The organism is Pseudobutyrivibrio sp. 49, from assembly GCF_900100545.1.
Taxonomy (GTDB): domain Bacteria; phylum Bacillota; class Clostridia; order Lachnospirales; family Lachnospiraceae; genus Pseudobutyrivibrio.
The window spans coordinates 59,203-81,053 of sequence record NZ_FNDP01000008.1 but is presented as its reverse complement, the minus strand read 5'-3'; the positions used below and the strand labels follow the sequence as shown (position 1 = coordinate 81,053).

Here is a 21,851-nt window from a genome sequence, read left to right as displayed (position 1 = left end):
GGACACGGGGGATGATTATGAAACCAGTTGTGAAAAATGAAATTATAGATGCATTGAAAACAGTAGGTCTGACTAGAGGTGATGCTGTCATGGTTCACACCTCTCTTGGTCAGATTGGCTATGTATGTGGTGGCGCCCAAACTGTTATTGAGGCACTGATAGAAGTAGTTGGACAGGAAGGCACAATCATGATGCCTACCCAGTCCTGGAAAAATTTAGATCCTGATACTGGAGTCCACTGGGATGTGGACGAACAGTATTGGAATATAATACGAGAGAACTGGCCAGCCTATGACAAAAAAATAACCCCAACAAACACCATGGGTGCCACGGCGGAAAAGTTCCGTCAGTGGCCAGGAGCTCTTCGTAGTGACCATCCTGCCAGGTCTGTAGCTGCCTGGGGAAAGCATGCCAGCTATCTCACAGAAAATCACGACCTGTGTGATATTTTTGGTGAGGAATCTCCAGTAGGAAAGCTGTATAAGCTTGATGGTAAAGTGCTGTTAATAGGCGTTGATTATGATAAGAACACCTCAATTCATCTGGCAGATGTGAGAGCTGATTATAAGAGCAAGCATAATACAATCGAGCATAGTGCCGTGATGGAAGATGGCAAGCGCATATGGAAATCCTACGAGACACTATTTGTGGATGGAGAGGATTTTGTTGATATAGGTGCCGCCTTCGAGGAGAAGAATACTGTAAAAAAGGCAGAGCTTGGAGGCACTGTTATCCGCTGTATGAGCCAAAGGACACTAGTAGATTTTGCTGTCAAATGGATAGAAGAGAATAGGGAATAAAAAGTTTCATCAACACGTCACATTTCTTAAATATATTCTTGGTAAAATGCTACCATGAGCAGTGTGTGTTTGTTCATGGAGGCATTTTATGACGATTCAGTTGGAGACACAGATAAAACCTTTCATATTATTGATTCTTGCGGTATGCCTTATATCCTTGAATGTAATTTTTGCAAAAACTAATGAAAGCATAGGTAGCAAACGAGAGGTTATGTCCTTTAAGGGAATGCTTGTATCCTTTATGATATATGCTCTTGTTGATATAAGATTACTTATTGGAGATGGATTTTACACAATGTTCCCAAGAACAATTGTCCTTTTTATAGTGGCACTTGGTTTTGGGGTTATGTCCCTAGCCTGTTATTTTTGGTTTATTCATGTATCTTCAAATATTAATCCTAAGATAAAAAAGAAGCAGATTAAATCCTTTAATTTATGGGATACATTGGCGATAATACCACTTGCAATTGTTGTAAGCTTACTTTTTACGCCGCTTCATGTTTTTGTGTACGACATAGTAGATGGTATGCTGGTGTTTACTCCCATGCTGTCCTTTATTTTGTTTTTGGATTATGTGTATCTGGTGTCTGCAACTATTATTTCTATTAGGAATAGGAGACGAGCCAAGAATAGACTTGAAAAGAAGAAATATGGTAGTCAGATTCTGTTTATTGTGTTCTTTACCGTCAGCGGAATACTTATAGGATTTTTATTGAATCTTCCTGCAATAGAGCTTTGTGTAATTCCTATTGTTATAAAGTTGTTTGTAGAGCTTCAGGATTCTCAGATTTACACAGATGCTTTGACAAAGCTTAATAACAGGAGACGTATTACAGAATATATAAATAATGAATTGGCAAACTGTGATGAGGAAAACCCTCTTACAGTTATCTTGTTGGATATTGATTATTTTAAGAGCATTAATGATGTCTTTGGACATGATGAGGGAGATAGAGCGTTAATTGTCTTTTCAGATGCTCTGAAAGAAATTTTTAGGGGATATGATGCTATCGTTGCAAGATGGGGCGGAGATGAATTTGTAGTGGCCAGCAAAAATGAAATAGCTGCTACGGATGTAAGAGCAAGGCTTGAGGAAGTGCTACATAATAATAATGAACTGACCTATGCACTTTCCTTTAGTGTAGGTGCATATAAGTGTTCAACATCAAGCATGACATATGAGCAGGTATTTAACGAAGCAGATGAATTATTATATAAGGATAAGGAAGCTCAGCATAGAAGACGAGCAGATTTTAATGATACGCTAAATAATTTAAAAGCATAAGGTAGATAGCAGATTTTTTATTAGTAGCGCAACCGGGGGTTGCGCTATTTTTGCGTTTAAGATAGTAGAATTTGCACGAAATATCGTGGGAACTATGCGGTTTGGAAAACAGCCTTTGCTAAAATAAAAATAGATGACAAATAAATAACAGGAGGTAAGGGAGTAAAACTATGGGAAGATTGAAAAAAGGGTTTTTTGCAAAGTCTGCAAGTGTAGGGCTTGCAGCAGCAACTGTCTTGTGCCAGGTTGGTGTGGCTATTCCTGCAAAAGCGGAGGAAGAGAAAAGCTGGAAGGAAACCAGCCTTATTGAAAATGGTGATTTTGAAACAGGTGATTTATCGGGATGGACTGTTGAAATGCCAGAAGATGATGGAGACAGTGCAGGCTGTAAAATCAAAGTTGATCAGTGGGCAAGCAACAACACAACAAACATATTCAACTACTGGAACAACAAGGAAGAAGCAGTTTCACTTGAGCTTTCGCAGACTGTAGATGCAGTTCCAGCAGGTACCTACAAGCTTTCTTTTGAAGCAGATGGTGCTGAGAGCGAAGCAGGTGTCTCAGTATCTATTAATGGTGAGAGTGTTTCAATTAAGACCACCGGCTGGGATAGCTGGTCCACTTTTACAACAGAAGAGTTTACTTTGGAAGAAGAGGAGGATTTAACTGTTGCTCTAAGTGGAGATGTAGCTGCAGGTTATTGGGGAGATGTTGATAACTTCGTACTCTATTCCTTAAAGGAATCATCAGATGACGACGAAAAGGATGATGATAATAAAGATGAGGAAGAGGATAACAAGATAGAAGCTGATATTAACGTAGAGAAGGTACCAGGCTGTGATGCAAACTTTATCACAGGTGTCGATGTGAGCTCATATCTTTCTGAGAAAAACAGTGGTGTTAAATTCTACGATTTCGATGGAAATGAGCTTAGTAATCAAGGGTTCTTTGAGTTTTTAAAGGATTGCGGAGTTAACTACGTCAGACTCAGAGTATGGAACGACCCAACAGATGAAAATGGTAATGGCTATGGCGGTGGAAACTGCGATATCGATTCAGCGGTAAAAATGGGAAGATGGATTTCTAATGCTGGAATGAAGGTACTCATTGATTTCCATTACTCAGATTTTTGGGCTGACCCTGGAAAACAGACTGCACCAAAGGCGTGGGCTGGAATGACTGTAGAGGAGAAGGCAAAGGCTTGCCAAAAATTCACATCAGAAAGTCTACAGAAGCTTTTAGATGCAGGTGTTGATGTAGGAATGGTTCAGATTGGTAATGAGACCAATAATGGTGTGGCAGGAGAAAAGTCATGGGCTAATATGGCTAAAATCTTTTCTGCAGGAAGTAAAGCTGTTAGAACTGTAGCAGAGAAGAATGATAAGGATATCTTAGTAGCCGTTCATTTTACAAACCCAGAGACAAGCGGCAGATATGAAGGCTATGCAGCTAATCTTGAGAAATATGAAGTAGATTATGATGTTTTCGCATCTTCATACTATTCATATTGGCATGGAACACTTGCAAATCTGAAAAATGTTCTTTCTAATATAGCAGATAAATACAATAAGAAAGTAATGGTTGCAGAAACTTCTTATGTACATACCTTAGAGGATGGCGATGGTCATACCAATACTGAATATGAGGGGAAAAGCGGAGATGCTTTAAATTATGACATCTCAGTTCAGGGACAGGCAGATTCTGTTCGCAGTGTCATTAGCACTGTAGCTTCAATTGATAATGGTATTGGTGTTTTCTATTGGGAGCCAGCATGGATTCCAGTAAATGTATATGACAAGGATGCTGATAATGCAGAGGAAGTCCTTGCTTCAAATAAGGAAGCATGGGAGAAATATGGTTCAGGCTGGGCATCATCTTATTCCGGAAAATACGATAAGGATGCCAGAGATTGGTTTGGAGGTTCAGCAGTAGATAACGAGGCATGGTTTAATTTCGAAGGTCATGCCCTTCCGTCAGCAAGGATTTATAGCTATGTAAGAACAGGTGCATCTGCTCCATTATCGGTTTTACGAATTGATGTTGAGGATGTTATCTTCGAACTTGGAGATGAAGTAAAGCTTCCAGAGAATGCCAAGGTAGTATATAACGATGGTTCTGAAATAGAAGTAGCCATTACTTGGGATACTGAAGCCCTTACAGCAGCAGTAAATAGCGGAGCAGGTGAATATACAATTAAGGGAACAGTAACAGTCCTTGATAAAGAGGAAGAAGTTACCTGCAAGCTTACAATCAATCCTAGAAATCTTCTTGCTAATCCAGGTTTTGAGGATGGCAACACAGTATGGACCATTAAGGATGATGGAAATACTGATGGAAAAAACGGCGTAGCAATTCAGGCTGATTCATCTAATGTCAGAACTGGAACAATGAGTTTGAAGTTCTGGGATAATGAAAGCATCGATTACACAGTCGAGCAGGAGGTTACCTTAGATAAAGGTATCTATAAGCTTGGTGCTTATGTAGAAGGTGGAGACTGCGGAGATGATGCAGACTTAAAGCTTTATGCTAAGGTTGGAGAGGATAGCTTTGAGACTCCAACAGGTGTAACAGGATGGCAGAATTGGGCTAATCCACAGGTAGAGGAAATAAAGGTTAATGCAGATGGCACTACCGTAAAAGTCGGTGTTTCAGTAAAGGCTGTAGCTGGTGGCTGGGGCGCATGGGATGATTTCTATCTTTATCGCACAGGAGATGTTATTGAGGAAGTTGAACCAGGAAAGGATGATGACAATGGCGAGGTAGATAATCCTGGAGAGAATAATGAGCCAACTCCTACAGTTACACCAACTCCTGAGGATAAACCTAAGGAGGACGAAAAGGTTGATCCAGCTAAAGAGGCGCAGGTTGTAATTGAACAGGTTGTAAAATGTGTTAAGAAGGTAGTAGAGGTAATAAAGCCAGTAATCAAGCCTATAATAAAGGCTGTGACAAACATCTTTAAGAAGATTTTTGGCTGGTGGTAAAAGTATTATTGGGGGATTCCAGAAATGGAATCCCTTATTTTTGTAGAGTTTTCAGAATTTTAACCATTTAAACATATATTTGTCGTATAATTTCTTTGTGGTGTGCAGTGGGGCTGCTTTTCAGTAAAGGAGAGGGAACATGGCAGAGAAACCAAAAACTAAGAGTGCCAAGACTCAGTCAGGCATTAATCCAAAGGATAGTGTAAAGACCAAACTTATAGTTATTATGGCTTTACTTGTGGCAGTTCCTTTGATTGTCGCCATCTTTATTAGTTATTTGTCATCATCTAATAAGGCAAAAAAAGATGCTTTGGAATTGCTTGAGACAACATCTAAGTATGTTGAAAAGGAATATGAACAGATTATAAGAGAAAATGTTGATTCTCTACAGATGTTCGCCACATCTCCAAGTACTATGAATTATATGGAATATTATGGTACTGATGGAACCAATATTCCAGATGCACTAATTCAGGCACATATGGCTCAAATTAATACAATAATTAATGATGGAAACGATAGCGTAGTATTAACTTTGGTGTCAGGTCAGCAGATTCTTAGAACTGATGGTGGCGACTGCGTTAATATTGCAGATCGTGAATTCTTCCAAAGAGCAATATCTACAGGAAAGCCTGCAGTATCAGGTGTTATTGTTAGTAAGTCTTCAGGAGCAAGAGTAGCCATTATTGCTGTACCTATTTTTAGTGAGAGTGGCGAGGTTATTGGCGAGTGCCAGAGGAGTATAGATTTATCAGTTCTTCATGAGTTTTTGGCAGCCAATATAAGTGACGGTTATATCGTGGATCAGAATGGTATCATGGCTGCACATGCTCAGTTTGATATTGGCCCTGATGAAGAGTATGATATGAGCTCTGGCGAGTTTGTAACATCTTCTGAATCAAGTGGTTTGTTTGAACAGGCTTTCAGTGGTGTTAATACCTACAATGCATGGGTAAAAGAGCCTATAACAGGATATTCAGTGATAATCGCCCAGCAGGAAGAGGAGATTACGTCTTCAGCTAATAAGGCTGCAATATCTGTAGTGATTATAGGTGTAATCCTGCTGATAATAGCAATTATTATTTCCCTTGTTATGGCAACAAGTTTTACAAACCCAATCCTTGCTGTTACAAATACAATTACTGAATTGGCAGATGGTCGATTTAAGAAAATAGATGGATATTCAAACCGTAAAGACGAATTTGGTGAGATTGTCCGTAGCACCAATTCCGTTATTGATAAATTAGGTGCTATTGTTTCTGCTATTAAGCATTCAGCTGCTACAGTTACAACCTCTTCAGAAGATTTGGCAGATATGGCAAATCAGATTGCTGCCACAACTGATACTGTGGCAACGGCTGTTCAGGAAATTGCAACAGGTGCTGTTCAACAGGCTGAAGAAATTCAGGAAGCTGCTGAGAACGTAGGAAAGATTACAGATGCTGTAACAGGTGTTCAGTCATCTACTGAAAATATGGAATGTCTTGCAGGCAAGATGAAGGATGCGTCCCAGACCTCAAGCAAGTCACTTCTTAATCTTCAGGATTCAAGTAGTGACATGACAGAAAAGATTGAAGAAATTGCAAGAACAATTTCTGCTACAAAGGATGCTGTTACAAGTATCAATGAAAGCGTAGAAGGTATTTCAGGAATTGCTTCTCAGACAAACCTTCTTTCACTTAATGCTAGTATCGAGGCAGCCCGTGCTGGTGAAGCTGGTAAGGGCTTCGCAGTCGTTGCTGAGGAAATCAGAAAGCTTGCAGATGATTCTGACAGCATGGCTCAGGATATCAGAACACAGATGGATATCCTTCTGAAGCAGTCTGAGGCAGCCGTAGCAGCAGCTAATCTTGTAAAGCAGGGTAATCTGGAACAGCAGGAAGCTATTGGTGGAACCCTTGAATCTGTTAATGGTATGCTTGAGGATATCAATGGTACTGTTGATGGGGTTAAGGAGATTGCAGGTGGCGCAGAAACCTGTGTATCTTCTAATGACATCGTATCTGATGCAATGTCATCTCTTTCAGCTATTTCAGAAGAGAACGCTGCATCTTCAGAGACGACAGGTGCATCTGTTCAGGAGCTTTCAGCTACAGTTTCGAGTCTTGCAAATTCTGCTGATGACTTGAAGGAGATTGCTGTTAAGCTTAGCGAAGAGATTTCCTTCTTTAAGGATGATACAGAGTAAATAAATTACGAAAAATGAGGTAGCTAGGGCAAAATGCCCTAGCTATTTTTTGTTATAAAGCTAATTGATAACGAACTATAAATTTTCCCGATTATTAAACCTATTGACGCAGTAGGTAAATAGGTTTAACATACCAACATGTAAAGGATATGAGGCACAAAACAATGGGAGAGAGGAGGCCAGCATGAAAAGTGTACTTTGTTTTGGGGATTCAAACACATACGGATTAAAGCCAGATGGCAGTGGACGATATGAGAAGAATGAAAGATGGACAGGTATTCTTTCACAGATGCTTGATTATAACGAATACGAAGTGATTGAGGAAGGACTTGTTGGTCGAACCACAGTGTTTGAGGACAGCACAAGAATTGGTCGCAACGGTTCAAAGCTTCTTCCTGTTTTACTAGAGAGTCACGGTCCTGTTGATACAGTAGTGTTGATGCTTGGCACAAATGATTGTAAGACAGTTTATAATGCATCACCTGCACTTATAGCCAGAGGAACAGAAATTCTTCTTAAACAGATAAAGGCAAATAACAGAAATGCAAAAATTTTGTTATTGTCTCCAATTTTCCTGGGGGAACAGGTTTGGAAACAGGAGTATGACCCAGAATTTGATGAGAAATCAGTGGTTACATCAAAAGAACTTAAGGCAGTATTTGCAAAGTTGGCAGAGGAATTTGATTGTATGTTTTTGGCAGCATCTGATGTGGCGAAGCCTTCAGAAACGGATCAGGAGCATATGGACGTAGAAAGTCACAGGTTCCTTGCAGAAGCTGTTTATAAAAAATTGATAGCAGCATAAAAATCAAAATAAAAAATGAAAAGAGGAAGATTGAAATGAAAAAGAATTTTGTAAAAAGATTAACAGGTGGACTTTTAGTAGCAGGACTTGTAGGAGCTGCACTTACTGGTTGCGGCTCTAGCGCATCAACAAATGAGGTGGCAGCAACAGGCGAGGATACAGTAGAGGCTGACTCAAACGCAGGCTTTAGAACCTTAGATGAAATTAAGGAAAGTGGAACAATTAACATCGGCGTTTTTTCAGATAAGAGCCCATTTGGTTTTGTGGATGAGAATGGCGAGTATGCTGGATATGATGTTTATTTTGCAGAGCGTATCGGCAAGGACCTTGGTGTAGAAATCAATTACGTATCTACAGAGGCAGCAAACAGAATTGAGTACCTTCAGACAGGAAAGGTAGATATCATCCTTGCAAACTTCACAGTTACAGAAGAGAGAGCACAGGAGGTTGATTTTGCACTTCCATATATGAACGTAGCCCTTGGTGTAGTTTCACCTGATTCAGCAGTAGTGGAAAGCCTTGATGACCTTGGAGCAGATGATCAGATTATCGTAATTTCTGGTACAACTGCTGAGACCTATCTTACAAAGAATTATCCAGATATCAAGCTTCAGAAGTACGATGCTTACGCAGAGGCAAAGACAGCCTTTGAAAATGGCAACGGCGTAGCATGGGCAAATGACAACACAGAGGTTATCGCCTTCTCACTTGAGAACGAGGGCTATACAGTAGGTATCCCATCACTTGGTGATCAGGATACAATCGCACCAGCTGTAACAAAGGGTAATGAGACACTTCTTAATTGGCTCAATGAGGAGATTGAATCACTTGGTTCAGAGAACTTCTTCCACGCTGATTATGAGGCAACTCTTCTTGATACATACGGTGCTGATTATGAAGACACACTTGTTTTAGAGGGTGGCAAGTAAAAAAATCGTAATTACGATATGAAAGGAACAGTTAACCTGAAGTAATGGATAAGGATATTCTTATTGAATATCTCCCACTATATAAGGATGCACTTATATTAACACTTAAAATTGGATGGCAGGGCATAATACTAGCTTTCGTGATAGGACTAATCGGCTCTGCCATCTTACATTTTAAGGTGAAGGTGCTCAAAACAATTGTGGGAGTATATATTGAAATTTTCAGAAACACACCACTTTTGGTGCAGCTATTTTTTATTTATTTTGCTTTGCCAAAGGTGGGCATACAAGTTACAGCAGAAGCCTGCGGTGTACTTGGACTTGGTCTCTTAGGCGGAGCCTACATGATTGAGACTTTTAGAAGTGGAGTGGAGGCAATACCTGTAATTCAGACTGAGAGTGCAGCAAGCCTTGGAATGAGTAAGCTTCAGATTTTGTGGCATGTAATATTGCCACAGGCTATTACTATAAGTATTCCTGGACTTCTTGCAAACGTAATCTTCTTATTAAAGGAGACCTCAGTATTCTCCACAATCAGTCTTATGGACCTGATGTTTACAGCAAAGGATCTGATTGGAATGTATGCAAAAACAATAGAATGCCTTTTCCTTTTGGTGGTGTTCTATCTGATAATGCTTCTTCCTATATCTATCATAGGGGCAGTAGTAGAAAGGAGGATGCGTTATGGCCAGTTTGGGGATTGATGTTTTATTTAAAGGAACCAATTTCCTTAGACTTCTTCAGGGACTTTGGGTATCAATAGAAATCAGTTTGATTTCAGTAGTTCTTAGCATCCTGCTTGGATTATTAGTAGGTGTTTTGATGACAGTAAATAACAAGGTATTACATGCAATTCTTAAGGTCTATCTTGAGACAGTAAGAATCATGCCTCAGATGGTACTTTTATTTATTGTTTACTTTGGAACCACAAGAGTTTTTGGCTGGGATATGTCGGCTGAGACATCAGCTATATTCGTATTTACGTTTTGGGGAACAGCAGAGATGGGAGATTTGGTTAGAGGTTCAATAAAAAGTATTCCAGCTATCCAATTTGAATCTGCATGGGCTCTTGGAATGGATAAGGTACAGACATATTTTTACATTATTCTTCCGCAGACAGTCAGACGTCTGATTCCACTTTCAATAAATCTAATTACAAGAATGATTAAGACCACATCCCTAGTTATGATGATTGGTATTGTAGAGGTTTTGAAGGTGGCTCAGCAGATTATTGAGGCAAATAGAAAGACTTCACCTAATGCAGCATTTGGAGTCTTCCTGGTGGTGTTTTTACTATATTTCATAGTGTGCTGGCCTATAAGCAGGCTTGCCACTTACTTGGAAAAAAGGTGGGCATAGATGAGTGAATTATTAAAGGTTACACATTTACATAAGGAATTCGGACCGAATGTAGTTTTAAAGGACATTAATTTGTCGGTAAAAAAGGGAGAGGTAGTTGTTATCATTGGTCCTTCCGGCTGTGGTAAAAGTACATTCCTTCGATGTTTGAACGGATTGGAGGAGATTCAGAGCGGAGTAATCACAGTAGATGGACTTCCTGTAGAAGCAGGCAAGCGCGATATTACAAAGCTTCGACAGAAGATTGGAATGGTGTTCCAGTCCTACGAGCTTTTCCCTCATATGACTGTTTTGGAAAACATTATCTTAGCGCCAACTAAGGTGCAAAAGCGTACAAGGGAGGATGCTACAAGAGAAGCCTTAGAGCTTTTAGACAAGGTAGGTCTTGTAGATAAAAAGGATTATTATCCACGTCAGCTTTCAGGAGGACAGAAGCAGAGAGTGGCAATCGTAAGAGCGCTTCTTATGCATCCAGAGGTGATTTTATTTGATGAGGTCACAGCAGCCCTTGATCCGGAAATGGTTCACGAGGTGTTAGAGACAATGATTGCACTTGCAAAAAGCGGTTCGACAATGTTGATTGTCACTCATGAAATGGCGTTTGCCAAGGCGGTGGCAGACAGAATTATCTTCTTAGACAAGGGAGATATTGTTGAAGAGACAAGTGATGTGATAGATTTCTTTATCCAGCCTAAGACGGAGAGAGCTCAGAAATTCCTGAAGACGTTTGCATATGAATAAGCTCCAGCTATAAATTATATTGATAACCAGCTATTATTTTTATCTATTTCACATATTTAAGAAAACAGTGGTATAGTTAAGTCATCTTTTAGGAAAGGAGCAAGACATATGAAAAAGCTTATGAGACATACAATGATGTACATGTGCATGCGTCGAATGCTTATCTCCCAGGCAGCTAATGATGGTTCTGGTGCGATGGCTTTATGTCTTGCGCCTGTTACGGAGTAAATCACTGAGAGTTGATTGAACCATTGCCTGGGAGTCAAAAACCTGGCAATGGTTTTTTTATTGCCATTTTAGATATGAGGAGAGATAGAAATGCACGAGATAGAAATTAAAAATCTTTCAAAAAGCTTCGTAGACAAAGATACAAAGGTAGATGCCTTAAGAGACATCAACATCACAGTTGATAAGGGTGATATCTTTGGAATCATAGGAATGTCTGGAGCAGGAAAAAGTACTTTGATTCGATGTATAAACTATTTGGAGAAGCCTACAAGTGGTCAGGTTATCGTGGAAGGAAAAGAGCTGGGACAGCTTAATGAAAAGGAGCTTAGAGAACAGCGCCAGGATATCGCCATGATATTCCAGCACTTCAATTTACTTCAGCAGAAGAACGTTATTGATAACATCATTTTTCCACTTGTTCTTCAGGGAGTTAAGAAGAAGGAAGCCAGAGAAAAAGCCTTTGAATTACTTTCAAAGGTAGGACTTGAGGATAAGGCAAAGTCTTATCCATCGCAGCTTTCAGGTGGACAACAGCAGAGAGTTGCTATCGCAAGAGCCCTTGCAGCAGATCCAAAGATTCTTCTTTGTGACGAGGCAACAAGCGCACTTGACCCACAGACAACAGCATCGATTCTTACACTTCTTAAGGAGATTAATAAGGAATACGGAATTACGATAGTTCTTATTACGCATCAGATGTCAGTAGTAAAGGCTATTTGTAATAAGGTGGCAGTCCTTGAAGAGGGACAGCTCATCGAAAGCGGAAGACTTGAGGATGTCAATCTTCCAGAGGACAAGTTTTTTTGGCTGAATAAAGAAAATGAGCTGAAGAATAAAGAGTTCGAGAAAGCTGGCATTAAGGAGGTAAGAAATTATGTGGGATAGCACAACAATTAACATGATATTAGAGGGAATTGTTGGAACAGTATACATGAGTATAGTTTCTACATTCTTTGGATATATATTGGGACTTCCAATGGGAGTACTACTTACAATTTCAGACAAGAATGGCTTAAAGCCAAATCCAGTGCTTTATAAGATTTTAGATGCGATTTCAAACGTTGTACGATCTGTACCATTTTTAATTCTTCTCATTCTGTTAATACCATTTACAAGACTTGTAGTTGGAAAGTCTTACGGCACCACAGCTACAATCGTTCCACTTGTAATCAGTGCAGCACCATACATTGCAAGAATGGTGGAGTCTTCACTTAAGGAAGTGGATGAGGGTGTTATTGAAGCAGCAAAGGCAATGGGAGCTTCAAACACCCAGATAGTTTTTAAGGTTTTATTAGTAGAGGCCAGAACCTCACTTATCACCAACGCGACAATAGCCCTTGGTACTGTCCTTGGATATTCAGCAATGGCAGGCACCATAGGCGGTGGCGGACTTGGCGACATCGCAATCCGCTACGGATACTATCGATATCAGGCAGATATCATGATTGTTACAGTTATCTTGCTTATTGCATTGTTCCAGATTTTCCAGAACACTGGAATGTTTATAGCAAGAAAGCTTAACCATAAAATTTAAATGAAACAGGACACAATTAGCATTACACAATAAAGGAGAAAGAACTATGAAAAAGAAATTATTGGCAGGACTTTTAACAACAACATTTGCAGTAGCAGCACTTACAGGCTGCGGTAGCGCAAACAAAGAGGAGACAGCTGCAGAGCCAGCAGAGGCTACAACAGAAGAAGCTGCAGATAAAGCAACTGGTGAGCTTACAACAATCAAGGTAGCTGCATCAGCTACACCTCATTCAGAGATTTTAGAGTTTGCAGCTCCACTTCTTGAGGAGAAGGGATACAAGCTTGATGTTACAGTCTTTGATGATTATGTACAGCCAAACCTGGTAGTAGAGTCTGGTGAGTTTGATGCAAACTACTTCCAGCATGTTCCATATCTCGACAGCTTCAACGAGGAGCAGGGAACACATCTCGTAGATGCAGGCGATATTCACTATGAGCCATTTGGAATTTACCCAGGTACAAAGGCATCTCTCGATGATGTTGCTGATGGTGATGTAATCGCTATCCCAAATGATACAACAAACGAGGCTAGAGCACTTCTTCTTCTTCAGGACAACGGACTTCTTACACTTAAGGAAGGTGCAGGTCTTACAGCTACAATCAACGACATTACAGAGAATCCTAAGAACATCGAGTTCCAGGAGCTTGAGGCAGCTCAGGTTGCACGTGTAAAGGATGAGGTTGCATACGTAGTTCTTAACGGTAACTATGCTCTTGAGGCAGGCTTCTCAGTAGCTAAGGATTCTATCGCATATGAGGCTTCTGATTCAGAGGCGGCAAAGACATACGTTAATATCATTGCAGTTGCTGAGGGCAACGAGAACAATGACGGAATTAAGGCTTTAGTAGAAGTTCTTAAGTCTGATGACGTTCAGAAGTTTATTAACGATACATACGATGGAGCAGTAGTTCCATTCTAATGTGAATAACGACATTTTTAATTAATCCTCCGAGGGTCAGCTTAGCTGGCCCTTTTTTCATCTATTTATAGAGGATTCGTTTGACAATTGTGAAAATTTATGGTATTTAACTGAATTTTCATATTTCTGCCCTATAATTCACTTAGTCATCAATAGTAACCTGTTGATTTTGTATGAGGAGTGTACTATGGGAAAGAAAAAAGAAAAGCCAACAAATCCAGCAAAGTCTGGTATAGCTGCCAAAGATAGTATTAAGACTAAGCTTATACTTATCATGGCTTTACTTGTAGCTGTTCCATTACTTATTTCTATAGCGATTAGCTATAGTAATTCAAGAACTAAGGATAAAAATGATGCCTTAGAATTATTGAACATGACTGCAAGAATGGTAGAGACCGAGTTTGCAGAAATTGTTGTGCAAAATACTGCAGCTCTTCAAACTTTTGCCACTGCACCTAGTACGATAAATTACCTTGAAAATTATCATACTGAGAATCAGCCAGTGCCAGATGATGTAATGCTTGCCCATATGGATGCCATCAATGAGTTTATCAATGATGGTAATACCAGTATGATTTTTACTCAGCTCAATGGTGATCAGATGCTGAGAACTGATAGAAAAGAGCTTGCAAATATTTCTGATAGAGAATATTTCCAGGAGGCTGTTTCAACTGGAAAGCCTGCAATCTCTAATGTTCAGGTAAGTAAGAAGGCTGGAAACCGTATCATGATTATCTGCGTTCCTGTATATAACGAGGCAAAAACTCAGGTAATTGGTACCATTCAGCGAAGCTATGATTTGAATCGATTACATGAATTCCTTGCAGAGAATATCTCTGATGGTTTTATTGCTGATCGTGCTGGTATGATGGTAGCTCATGCTCAGTTCGAAATTAGTCCAGAGGAAGAATACGATTTAAGTTCTTTTGGATTTGTAGGTTCTAGTGAAAGTAGTGGTGTTATTGAATCAGAATTTGACTCAGGGCTTACATATATGTCTTGGGTAAAAGAGCCAATGACAGGATACGTTGTAGCGGCCTCAAAGACTCACTCTGATATTATGGCATCAGCTAATAGATCAGCAATGACAACTGTATTTGTAGGACTTATATTGCTTGTAATATCTATCGTTATCTCACTTATTATTGCAACAAGCTTTACAAGACCTATTCTTGCTGTTACAGCATCTATCACTCAGTTGGCAGATGGTCGTTTCAAGAAGATTGATGGTCATGAAAAACGCAAGGATGAATTTGGTGAAATTGTCCGTAGTACAAACTCCGTTATTGATAGATTAGGAAGCATTGTTGCTTCAATTAAGAATTCTGCTTCTACTGTTACAACGTCATCTGAAGATTTGGCTGATATGGCAAATCAGATTGCTGCCACAACAGACACTGTTGCAAATGCCGTTCAGGAAATTGCTACAGGTGCTGTTCAGCAGGCTGAGGAAATTCAGGAAGCAGCGGAGAATGTTGGAAAGATTACAGATGCTGTAGCTGGCGTTCAGAATTCTACCGACAACATGGAAACTCTTGCAGGCAAGATGAAGGATGCTTCACAGGCTTCAAGCAAGTCACTTCTTAATCTCCAGGATTCAAGTAGTGACATGACAGAGAAGATTGAAGAAATTGCTAAAACAATTTCCGCTACAAAAGATGCTGTTACAAGCATTAACGAGAGCGTAGAGGGTATTTCAGGAATCGCTTCTCAGACAAACCTTCTTTCACTTAATGCAAGTATCGAGGCAGCACGTGCCGGCGAGGCTGGTAAGGGATTCGCGGTTGTTGCTGAGGAAATTAGAAAGCTTGCTGATGATTCAGACAGCATGGCTCAGGATATTAGAACTCAGATGGATATCCTTCTGAAGCAGTCTGAGGCAGCCGTTGCAGCAGCTAACCTTGTTAAGCAGGGCAACTTAGAGCAACAGGAAGCTATCGGAGGAACCCTCGAATCTGTTAACGGAATGCTTGAGGATATCAATGGAACTGTTGATGGTGTTAAGGAGATTGCAGGTGGAGCTGAGACTTGCGTATCTTCTAATGACATCGTATCTGATGCAATGTCATCTCTTTCAGCTATTTCAGAAGAGAATGCAGCGTCTTCAGAGACAACAGGTGCTTCTGTTCAAGAGCTTTCAGCAACAGTTTCTACACTTGCAGCTTCTGCAGATGATTTGAAGGATATTGCTGTTAAGCTGAATGAAGAGATTTCATTCTTCAAGGATGATGCGGAAGTATAAGGAAGATAACAAAAAGCTTAGGATGAGAGAATCATCCTAAGCTTTTGTAAGTTTAGTGATTGGAAATTTGAGTTCCAGTGTAAAGTGGTCTCTTGAGGTGCGAGTCTTGCTGGCACCACTTTGACGTTTCATAAGACTTGAAATACTTATAAGACCAATTTTTGCACTTTCGTTTTTACGTGGCTCTTTTCTGATTTTATTAGTAATAGAAAGTACAGCGTTTTCATTATCATGGAAAATGCGAATTCTAACTGGCTCAGCTTCATCAGCATATTTATCAATATTCGTAAATACGTTATTAAAGATTCTTAATATATCATTCATATTCACATGAATATTAAAGGTATCTTTAGGTTCTTCAAATTCAAAGCTAAAACCCTGAGCCTCAAGTGGAAGAGAAAGCTCAGAAATCAGCTGCATAAAAAGAGCGACGCCATCATATTCTTCCAAAGCTTCTGCCGGACGTTCAGGATGAGGATCAAAGGCAAGGAAGTATTCGAAAAGTCGGTCAGACATTTCCTTAATCTGATGACAGGTATCTAATGCGGTGTTAATGTATTTATCCATTTCTTCCGGAGAATTGTAATGATGCTCCTTAAGAATCTCCAAATATCCCATCTGTGTGGTAAGAGGGGTTCGCAAATCATGAGAAAGGGCAGTAACAAGACTATTATTTGCCTGAAGAGCCTGCTTCTCATTTTTCATTTGCTGATCCAAGGCTATACGCATAGAATTAAGGCTTTCAGCCACCTGTGATATTTCGTCATTTCCTTTTACGGGAACCTGATAATCAAGATTGCCACCTTCTAAGATTCTAATTCCCTGTGTAACATCATTGATGTAATTGATTTTATTTCTAACAAATAAAACAAGCACAATTAGGCTAATCAGAGCTGATATTGCAATACTTAATCGTAACAAATTAGAGTAGAAGGAATACTGAACGTCAGTGAATAAACAGAGTGTTAACTTGCAATCAGTAAGATTAAGTGTACGTGTGGTTTGCTCTGGAAAATAGTCGCTATAAATATCGACATTTTCTTTAAACTCGGCATCGTCCGCATCAATGGTTGTTTCAGCATAGCCTGGATTGTAAAAGGAGGAATATATTATCGAATTATCCTTCTTTAGGTAAAAGAAAGCTCTGGGATTGGAATCATACCAATCATTAAGCGGTGAAGTATCTCCCGAGTCTACACTTTCCTCGTAGATGAAGGTTTGTAAATTATCTATTAGAGAATTGATTTTATATTCTTTGTAGGTGTTATCAAACCATTTTGAGGAAGAGACATCTGCTGAAAATCTAGAAAGGAAAAAATAGCAGATTGCGCCCAGCAATACAGAAATACATACTGCAATGGCCAACTCTATATATAATGATTTGGATAATAATTTCCTTACTTTTATCATTGTAATTTATAGCCCTTTCCCCAAACTGTTAGCAGATGTCGTGGGTTAGAAGGATCCTCTTCGATTTTGGTACGAAGATTTCTAATATGAACCATAATTGTAGCATTTGAGCTGTATAGGTATGGCTCATTCCAAATAGTTTCATATATCAGCTGGGCAGGAAAGATTCTGCCAGGACTACTAATAAGAAGCTTAAAAATCTGGTATTCTAGTTCGGATAAATCTAATTGAACTTCATTTCCCTTTGAATCGGTAGTGAATACTTCATTTCTATCTTTGGCAACCTTGAATATATCATAGGAAATTAGATTATCATCGACAGGTGCCTCTTTTCCTTTATATACATAATAGCGGCGCAGAAGTGATTTTACTCTGGCGGTAAGCTCTGCATGGGAAAATGGCTTTGCCAGATAATCGTCACCGCCTATTAAGAGTCCTAACGATTTATCAGAATCAGTTCCTTTTGCAGTTAAAAATAGAATTGGCATTTGATACTTTTCACGGATTATCTTGCAAACATCCAGACCTGATTTGCCAGGCATCATAATGTCAAGAATTATAAGGTCAATGGAATTATCCACAAGAGAAAGGGCAGTTTCACCATCAGGTGCTTCTATAACTTCATAGCCCTCACTTTCTAATAATATCTTTATGATGTTACGGATTTCTTCATTATCATCTACTGTTAATATCTTTTGTTTACTCATAAATTTTTCCTTAACTAAACAAAAATACTTTGTTCCTAAATGTATACTAGCATAAAAAAAGTGTTTAATCTTTGAAAAAAGGTTATTTTAGATTTCTTAAGAATTACCATAGGCATTTCTTAAGAATCTATCTGTATGATGTCCTCTGTAAGTTAAAAATGTGCTTCGGAGGAAATAATAAAATGAAGTTAAAAGAAATATTAGCTGCTCAGAAAAATGAAGGCGAAATGTCAGAGCAGGATAAAAGCTTTTTTAAGAGATTAAATAAAAAAGTAGTTGCAGCCATGGTTATTGCTGCGGTACTTCTAACAACTATTATTGGAGCGACTGTAATAAAAAATGTTAAGGCAGGCAATACAGAGTTACCTGAGATTCTTACAGTGCAGGCGGCTAAGCAGGATATTCAAAAAACAATTTCTGCAACTGGAACAATCATCTCATCTGAAGAGTCATCAGAGAACGCTTCCATTACAGGTAGTTACCCTGTGGCTGAAGTATATGTAAAAGTTGGAGATGTTGTAAAAAAGGGAGATCCACTATATAAGCTTGATATGAATTCTATGAAAGAGCAGCTGTCTTATCAGCAGCAGGCACTTAGCATCCAGAATCAGCTTGACGATATCTCAAGGCAGAACGCTGAAAGAGGTATGCAAAGTACCAAGGATAGCGGTGCTATTGCAGTTATAGATGCTGATAGAGATATAGCAAGAAAGCAGCAGGCAGTTGTTGAGGCAGAAAGAAATGTAAAGAAAGCAAAGGAGGCCATTGATAGGGCCTATGATTCTGTTAGACATGCAGAAGAAGGAGACTCGGAGGAAGAAAAACGTAGTGCTCATGCGGAGCGAATAGAAGCAGAAAATGCTTTACAGCCAGCTAAGGATGCCTTAGAGGAAGCAAAAAGGGATTTAGAGTTAGAGATTATAAAAACAGATAAGGCAAAGAAAGATGCTAACGATGCAATAATTGATAAGTACATGGCATCCAAAGTGGACGAGCTCAATGCAAAACAGCGTAGTCTTTCAGCAAAGCAGGAGATGAGCAAGGCAAAGGAAGAGCTTTCGAAAGAAATAGTGTATGCCTCTCAGGATGGAACGGTTACTAATGTAAATATTAAGGCGGGGCAGCCTTTTAGTGGGGGAGATGCTGTAGTAATAGATAATGTTACAAATCTAAAAGCTACTGCTGACATAGATGAGGCACAAATCCCAAATGTTAAAGAAGGCCAGAAGGTTCAGATTAAGACAGATGCAACAGGCGATGAAATTTTAAAGGGTACTGTAGTTTTTGTTTCACCCACAGCGACAAAAAATAGTAACAAGAACACAGATAATCAATCATCAACAGCATCAGTTTCTAAGACCCGCGCTACTTATAGAGTGGATGTTGATTTAGAAGGTTCAAATGAAGCGTTAAGACTAGGAATGACTGCCAAAATGACCTTTATTATTGCAGATAAACAAAACGCTCTTGCAGTACCTTCAGCTGACATTCAGACAGATGCAGATGGAAGCAAGTATGTTGTAGTGCAGCAGGCAGACGGAACTACTACCAATGTTAAGGTTGAAACAGGTATATCTGATGAATTCTATACAGAGATTACAGGCGGTCAGCTTAAAGAGGGACAGGAAATTGTAGAAGCTTCAATGGACGGTGGAGCAGATGTTGTTCTTGATGCAATGGGAGCAGATGGAGGTATTTACGATGAGTAATAATGGTGTTTTGTTGTCAGCAAGAAATATTAGAAAAAGCTACTACATAGGAACTCCCAACGAACTTGAGATATTACATGGGATAGATTTGGATATTCGTAAAGGCGAATTTGTTTCTATAGTAGGTCAGTCTGGTTCTGGTAAAAGTACCTTGATGAATATCCTTGGAATTTTAGATAGGCAGACAGCTGGCGAGTACGTGTTAAATGGAGTAAATATTTCTACAGCGCCTGCGAAGCAGCTTGCAAAGCTAAGAAATAAACATATTGGATTTGTATTTCAGACCTACAATCTAATTGCTCGAACAGATTCCATTTCAAATGTAGAAATGCCAATGCTTTATGCAGGTATTTCACCCAAAGAAAGAAGAGAACGAGCTGAAGAACTGTTAGAGATGGTAGGAATGAAAGAACGAATGCATCATACACCAGATGAGCTTTCAGGTGGACAAAAGCAAAGAGTTGCAATTGCTAGAGCCATGGCTAATAACCCTGATATTATTCTAGCTGATGAGCCAACAGGAGCATTGGATTCTGGAACAGGCCGAATGGTTATGGATATTTTCCACGAGCTTCACGAAAAGCAGGGAAAGACCATTGTGTTAATCACTCATTCAAATGAGCTTGCTGCAGAGACACCAAGGATAATTACAATTAGTGATGGCAATATTATTAATGAAAAGATAAATGAGGTTGAAGGATTGATGAACAATCCTGAAAGGAAAATCGTATGTTAGTTGAAAATTGCAAGCTTGCAATTAAAAGTATCAAGGCTAATAAAAAGAGAGCATTTTTGACAATGCTTGGAATTATTATTGGTGTTGCGGCTGTAATTGCAATCATGACAGTGGGAAACTCCATGACTAAGGGCGTACAAAAACAGCTGGAAAGCTATGGCGTTCAAAATATTGAAGTGTATATTTCAACAATAGATTATTCACAGGAACTGTCCGAAGAAGAGCAGGAGAATCTTAAATTTAAGCCAGAAGATATTCACTCTCTTTCAGAACATTTTGGCAAAAAAATAGCAGCTATATCCATGGATTCTAGTCTTGGAAACGGAACAGTTCTTGTTAATAATAAAAAAGCAAAGGTTGATGTTACCGGAGTTAGTGCCGGATATTTCAAAGCAAATAATCTTAAGCTAAAGTCAGGAAGTTATTTTAATGAGTATGCATATAGACAGGGTACTAATGTGGCTCTTGTTTCAGAAAAATATGCCAAGCAAATAGCTGGAGACAATTATAAGAATGAGGATGTAATTGGTAAGACCTATGAGGTTAATCTAAATGATGAATACATTAATCTTACAGTTGTAGGAATCTATGAGGAGCAAAAGTCTCAGGGAATGGGAGGCAGCGCAGCTGGTGTCCAAACAACAACTATGTATATACCTCTCTTTACAGCCTGGAACTTTAACCATAATAAAGATATGTATTCTCCGACTGTAGTTGCGGCAGAAGGAGTGGATACCATTGCTCTTTCTAATGATATAAAAGCTTACCTTAATCAGAAAATGGCAAATCAATTGGGGGATAAACTTCAGATTGATGCATACAGCAATCAGTCCATGATCCAGGAAAACAATAAGATGATGAATCAGCTTACCATGGCAATTTCGCTTATAGCAGCTATTGCGCTTATTGTAGGTGGAATAGGTGTTATGAACATAATGACCGTTTCTATCACAGAGCGTACCAGAGAAATTGGAACCAGAAAAGCACTTGGTGCGGAGGATTCCATGATTATGCTTCAGTTTATTAGTGAAGCAGTTATACTTTGCCTTATCGGTGGACTTATAGGAATGGTAATTGGTGTTGTTATTGGAGATGTGGCATCTAAGCTTATGGGATACGCTCCAACAATTTCACTTGCAAGCATTTATATTTCTGTAGGCTTTTCTACAGCCATAGGTATGTTCTTTGGCTACTCACCAGCAAAACATGCTGCCAAAATGAATCCAATTGACGCATTAAGATATGAGTAATTGATAAAAACTCGCAATAAGC

17 protein-coding genes and 1 pseudogene are annotated in these 21,851 nt (G+C 39.2%); 16 read left to right on the top strand and 2 right to left on the bottom strand.

Translation table 11 applies throughout. The features are described 5' to 3' along the window. Positions 1 to 17: 17 nt before the first annotated feature. The 13 genes and pseudogenes from BLP54_RS08750 to BLP54_RS08690 all read left to right on the top strand — a co-directional run bounded on the left by BLP54_RS08750 (position 18) and on the right by BLP54_RS08690 (position 16,017). Positions 18 to 800, top strand: a complete 783-nt coding sequence (locus BLP54_RS08750; RefSeq protein ID WP_090168953.1) for an AAC(3) family N-acetyltransferase — start codon at positions 18 to 20, stop codon at positions 798 to 800. An 88-nt stretch (positions 801 to 888) separates the two neighbouring features. After that, positions 889 to 2,085, top strand: a complete 1,197-nt coding sequence (locus BLP54_RS08745; protein WP_090168879.1) for a GGDEF domain-containing protein — start codon at positions 889 to 891, stop codon at positions 2,083 to 2,085. 170 nt (positions 2,086 to 2,255) lie between these two features. Next, positions 2,256 to 5,069, top strand: coding sequence for a glycosyl hydrolase 53 family protein (locus BLP54_RS08740; protein WP_090168877.1), 2,814 nt, complete (start codon positions 2,256 to 2,258; stop codon positions 5,067 to 5,069). A 139-nt stretch (positions 5,070 to 5,208) separates the two neighbouring features. Next, on the top strand, positions 5,209 to 7,257 hold the full coding sequence (locus tag BLP54_RS08735; protein WP_090168874.1) for a methyl-accepting chemotaxis protein: 2,049 nt from the start codon (positions 5,209 to 5,211) through the stop codon (positions 7,255 to 7,257). Positions 7,258 to 7,441: 184 nt separating this feature from the next. After that, the gene (locus BLP54_RS08730; protein WP_090168872.1) at positions 7,442 to 8,062 is read left to right on the top strand and encodes a GDSL-type esterase/lipase family protein; all 621 of its coding nucleotides are present in this window, start codon (positions 7,442 to 7,444) and stop codon (positions 8,060 to 8,062) included. Positions 8,063 to 8,097: 35 nt separating this feature from the next. Next, positions 8,098 to 8,991 (top strand): transporter substrate-binding domain-containing protein, encoded by an 894-nt coding sequence (locus BLP54_RS08725; protein WP_090168870.1) that lies wholly within the window; start codon positions 8,098 to 8,100, stop codon positions 8,989 to 8,991. Between the two features lie 44 nt (positions 8,992 to 9,035). After that, positions 9,036 to 9,695, top strand: a complete 660-nt coding sequence (locus BLP54_RS08720) for an amino acid ABC transporter permease (protein ID WP_090168868.1) — start codon at positions 9,036 to 9,038, stop codon at positions 9,693 to 9,695. Then, positions 9,676 to 10,350: an amino acid ABC transporter permease gene (locus tag BLP54_RS08715; protein ID WP_090168865.1), complete on the top strand. Its 675-nt coding sequence runs from the start codon at positions 9,676 to 9,678 to the stop codon at positions 10,348 to 10,350. Before BLP54_RS08720 ends, BLP54_RS08715 begins: the two co-directional genes overlap by 20 nt. Next, on the top strand, positions 10,351 to 11,091 hold the full coding sequence (locus BLP54_RS08710) for an amino acid ABC transporter ATP-binding protein (protein ID WP_090168863.1): 741 nt from the start codon (positions 10,351 to 10,353) through the stop codon (positions 11,089 to 11,091). A 318-nt stretch (positions 11,092 to 11,409) separates the two neighbouring features. Next, positions 11,410 to 12,099, top strand: a pseudogene (locus BLP54_RS08705) (methionine ABC transporter ATP-binding protein); the annotation flags it as partial. Between the two features lie 94 nt (positions 12,100 to 12,193). Next, entirely contained in the window at positions 12,194 to 12,853 is a 660-nt protein-coding gene (locus tag BLP54_RS08700; protein WP_072911362.1) for a methionine ABC transporter permease, read from the top strand. 46 nt (positions 12,854 to 12,899) lie between these two features. After that, positions 12,900 to 13,775 (top strand): MetQ/NlpA family ABC transporter substrate-binding protein, encoded by an 876-nt coding sequence (locus BLP54_RS08695; protein ID WP_090168859.1) that lies wholly within the window; start codon positions 12,900 to 12,902, stop codon positions 13,773 to 13,775. Between the two features lie 187 nt (positions 13,776 to 13,962). Next, the gene (locus tag BLP54_RS08690) at positions 13,963 to 16,017 is read left to right on the top strand and encodes a methyl-accepting chemotaxis protein (protein ID WP_090168857.1); all 2,055 of its coding nucleotides are present in this window, start codon (positions 13,963 to 13,965) and stop codon (positions 16,015 to 16,017) included. 36 nt (positions 16,018 to 16,053) lie between these two features. On the opposite strand, the gene BLP54_RS08685 is transcribed toward BLP54_RS08690, so the two are convergent. Together BLP54_RS08685 and BLP54_RS08680 are read right to left on the bottom strand one after the other, a co-directional pair. Further along, positions 16,054 to 17,427: a sensor histidine kinase gene (locus BLP54_RS08685; RefSeq protein ID WP_090168855.1), complete on the bottom strand. Its 1,374-nt coding sequence runs from the start codon at positions 17,425 to 17,427 to the stop codon at positions 16,054 to 16,056. Next, a complete protein-coding gene (locus BLP54_RS08680) occupies positions 17,424 to 18,134 on the bottom strand; it encodes a response regulator transcription factor (protein WP_090168853.1) in 711 nt (236 codons plus the stop codon). The genes BLP54_RS08685 and BLP54_RS08680 overlap by 4 nt, the downstream gene beginning before the upstream one ends. 182 nt (positions 18,135 to 18,316) lie before the next feature. Between BLP54_RS08680 and BLP54_RS08675 the strand changes: the two genes are divergently transcribed. From BLP54_RS08675 to BLP54_RS15960, 3 genes are read left to right on the top strand one after another with little or no spacing between them, the layout of a single operon-like run. Continuing rightward, positions 18,317 to 19,843, top strand: coding sequence for an efflux RND transporter periplasmic adaptor subunit (locus BLP54_RS08675; protein WP_176754516.1), 1,527 nt, complete (start codon positions 18,317 to 18,319; stop codon positions 19,841 to 19,843). Further along, positions 19,836 to 20,579 (top strand): ABC transporter ATP-binding protein, encoded by a 744-nt coding sequence (locus tag BLP54_RS08670; RefSeq protein WP_090168849.1) that lies wholly within the window; start codon positions 19,836 to 19,838, stop codon positions 20,577 to 20,579. Before BLP54_RS08675 ends, BLP54_RS08670 begins: the two co-directional genes overlap by 8 nt. Then, positions 20,573 to 21,829 carry an ABC transporter permease gene (locus BLP54_RS15960; RefSeq protein WP_090168846.1) on the top strand — a complete coding sequence of 419 codons (1,257 nt, stop codon included), beginning with the start codon at positions 20,573 to 20,575 and terminating at the stop codon, positions 21,827 to 21,829. Before BLP54_RS08670 ends, BLP54_RS15960 begins: the two co-directional genes overlap by 7 nt. Positions 21,830 to 21,851 lie beyond the last annotated feature (22 nt).

Coding starts and splice junctions, on each gene's coding strand:
- BLP54_RS08735 (WP_090168874.1), top strand. CDS start 5,209: ATGGCAGAGAAACCAAAAACTAAGAGTGCCAAGACTCAGTCAGGCATT.
- BLP54_RS08670 (WP_090168849.1), top strand. CDS start 19,836: ATGAGTAATAATGGTGTTTTGTTGTCAGCAAGAAATATTAGAAAAAGC.
- BLP54_RS08675 (WP_176754516.1), top strand. CDS start 18,317: ATGAAGTTAAAAGAAATATTAGCTGCTCAGAAAAATGAAGGCGAAATG.
- BLP54_RS08680 (WP_090168853.1), bottom strand. CDS start 18,134: ATGAGTAAACAAAAGATATTAACAGTAGATGATAATGAAGAAATCCGT.
- BLP54_RS08740 (WP_090168877.1), top strand. CDS start 2,256: ATGGGAAGATTGAAAAAAGGGTTTTTTGCAAAGTCTGCAAGTGTAGGG.
- BLP54_RS08690 (WP_090168857.1), top strand. CDS start 13,963: ATGGGAAAGAAAAAAGAAAAGCCAACAAATCCAGCAAAGTCTGGTATA.
- BLP54_RS08725 (WP_090168870.1), top strand. CDS start 8,098: ATGAAAAAGAATTTTGTAAAAAGATTAACAGGTGGACTTTTAGTAGCA.
- BLP54_RS15960 (WP_090168846.1), top strand. CDS start 20,573: ATGTTAGTTGAAAATTGCAAGCTTGCAATTAAAAGTATCAAGGCTAAT.
- BLP54_RS08695 (WP_090168859.1), top strand. CDS start 12,900: ATGAAAAAGAAATTATTGGCAGGACTTTTAACAACAACATTTGCAGTA.
- BLP54_RS08700 (WP_072911362.1), top strand. CDS start 12,194: ATGTGGGATAGCACAACAATTAACATGATATTAGAGGGAATTGTTGGA.
- BLP54_RS08720 (WP_090168868.1), top strand. CDS start 9,036: ATGGATAAGGATATTCTTATTGAATATCTCCCACTATATAAGGATGCA.
- BLP54_RS08745 (WP_090168879.1), top strand. CDS start 889: ATGACGATTCAGTTGGAGACACAGATAAAACCTTTCATATTATTGATT.
- BLP54_RS08715 (WP_090168865.1), top strand. CDS start 9,676: ATGGCCAGTTTGGGGATTGATGTTTTATTTAAAGGAACCAATTTCCTT.
- BLP54_RS08750 (WP_090168953.1), top strand. CDS start 18: ATGAAACCAGTTGTGAAAAATGAAATTATAGATGCATTGAAAACAGTA.
- BLP54_RS08730 (WP_090168872.1), top strand. CDS start 7,442: ATGAAAAGTGTACTTTGTTTTGGGGATTCAAACACATACGGATTAAAG.
- BLP54_RS08710 (WP_090168863.1), top strand. CDS start 10,351: ATGAGTGAATTATTAAAGGTTACACATTTACATAAGGAATTCGGACCG.
- BLP54_RS08685 (WP_090168855.1), bottom strand. CDS start 17,427: ATGATAAAAGTAAGGAAATTATTATCCAAATCATTATATATAGAGTTG.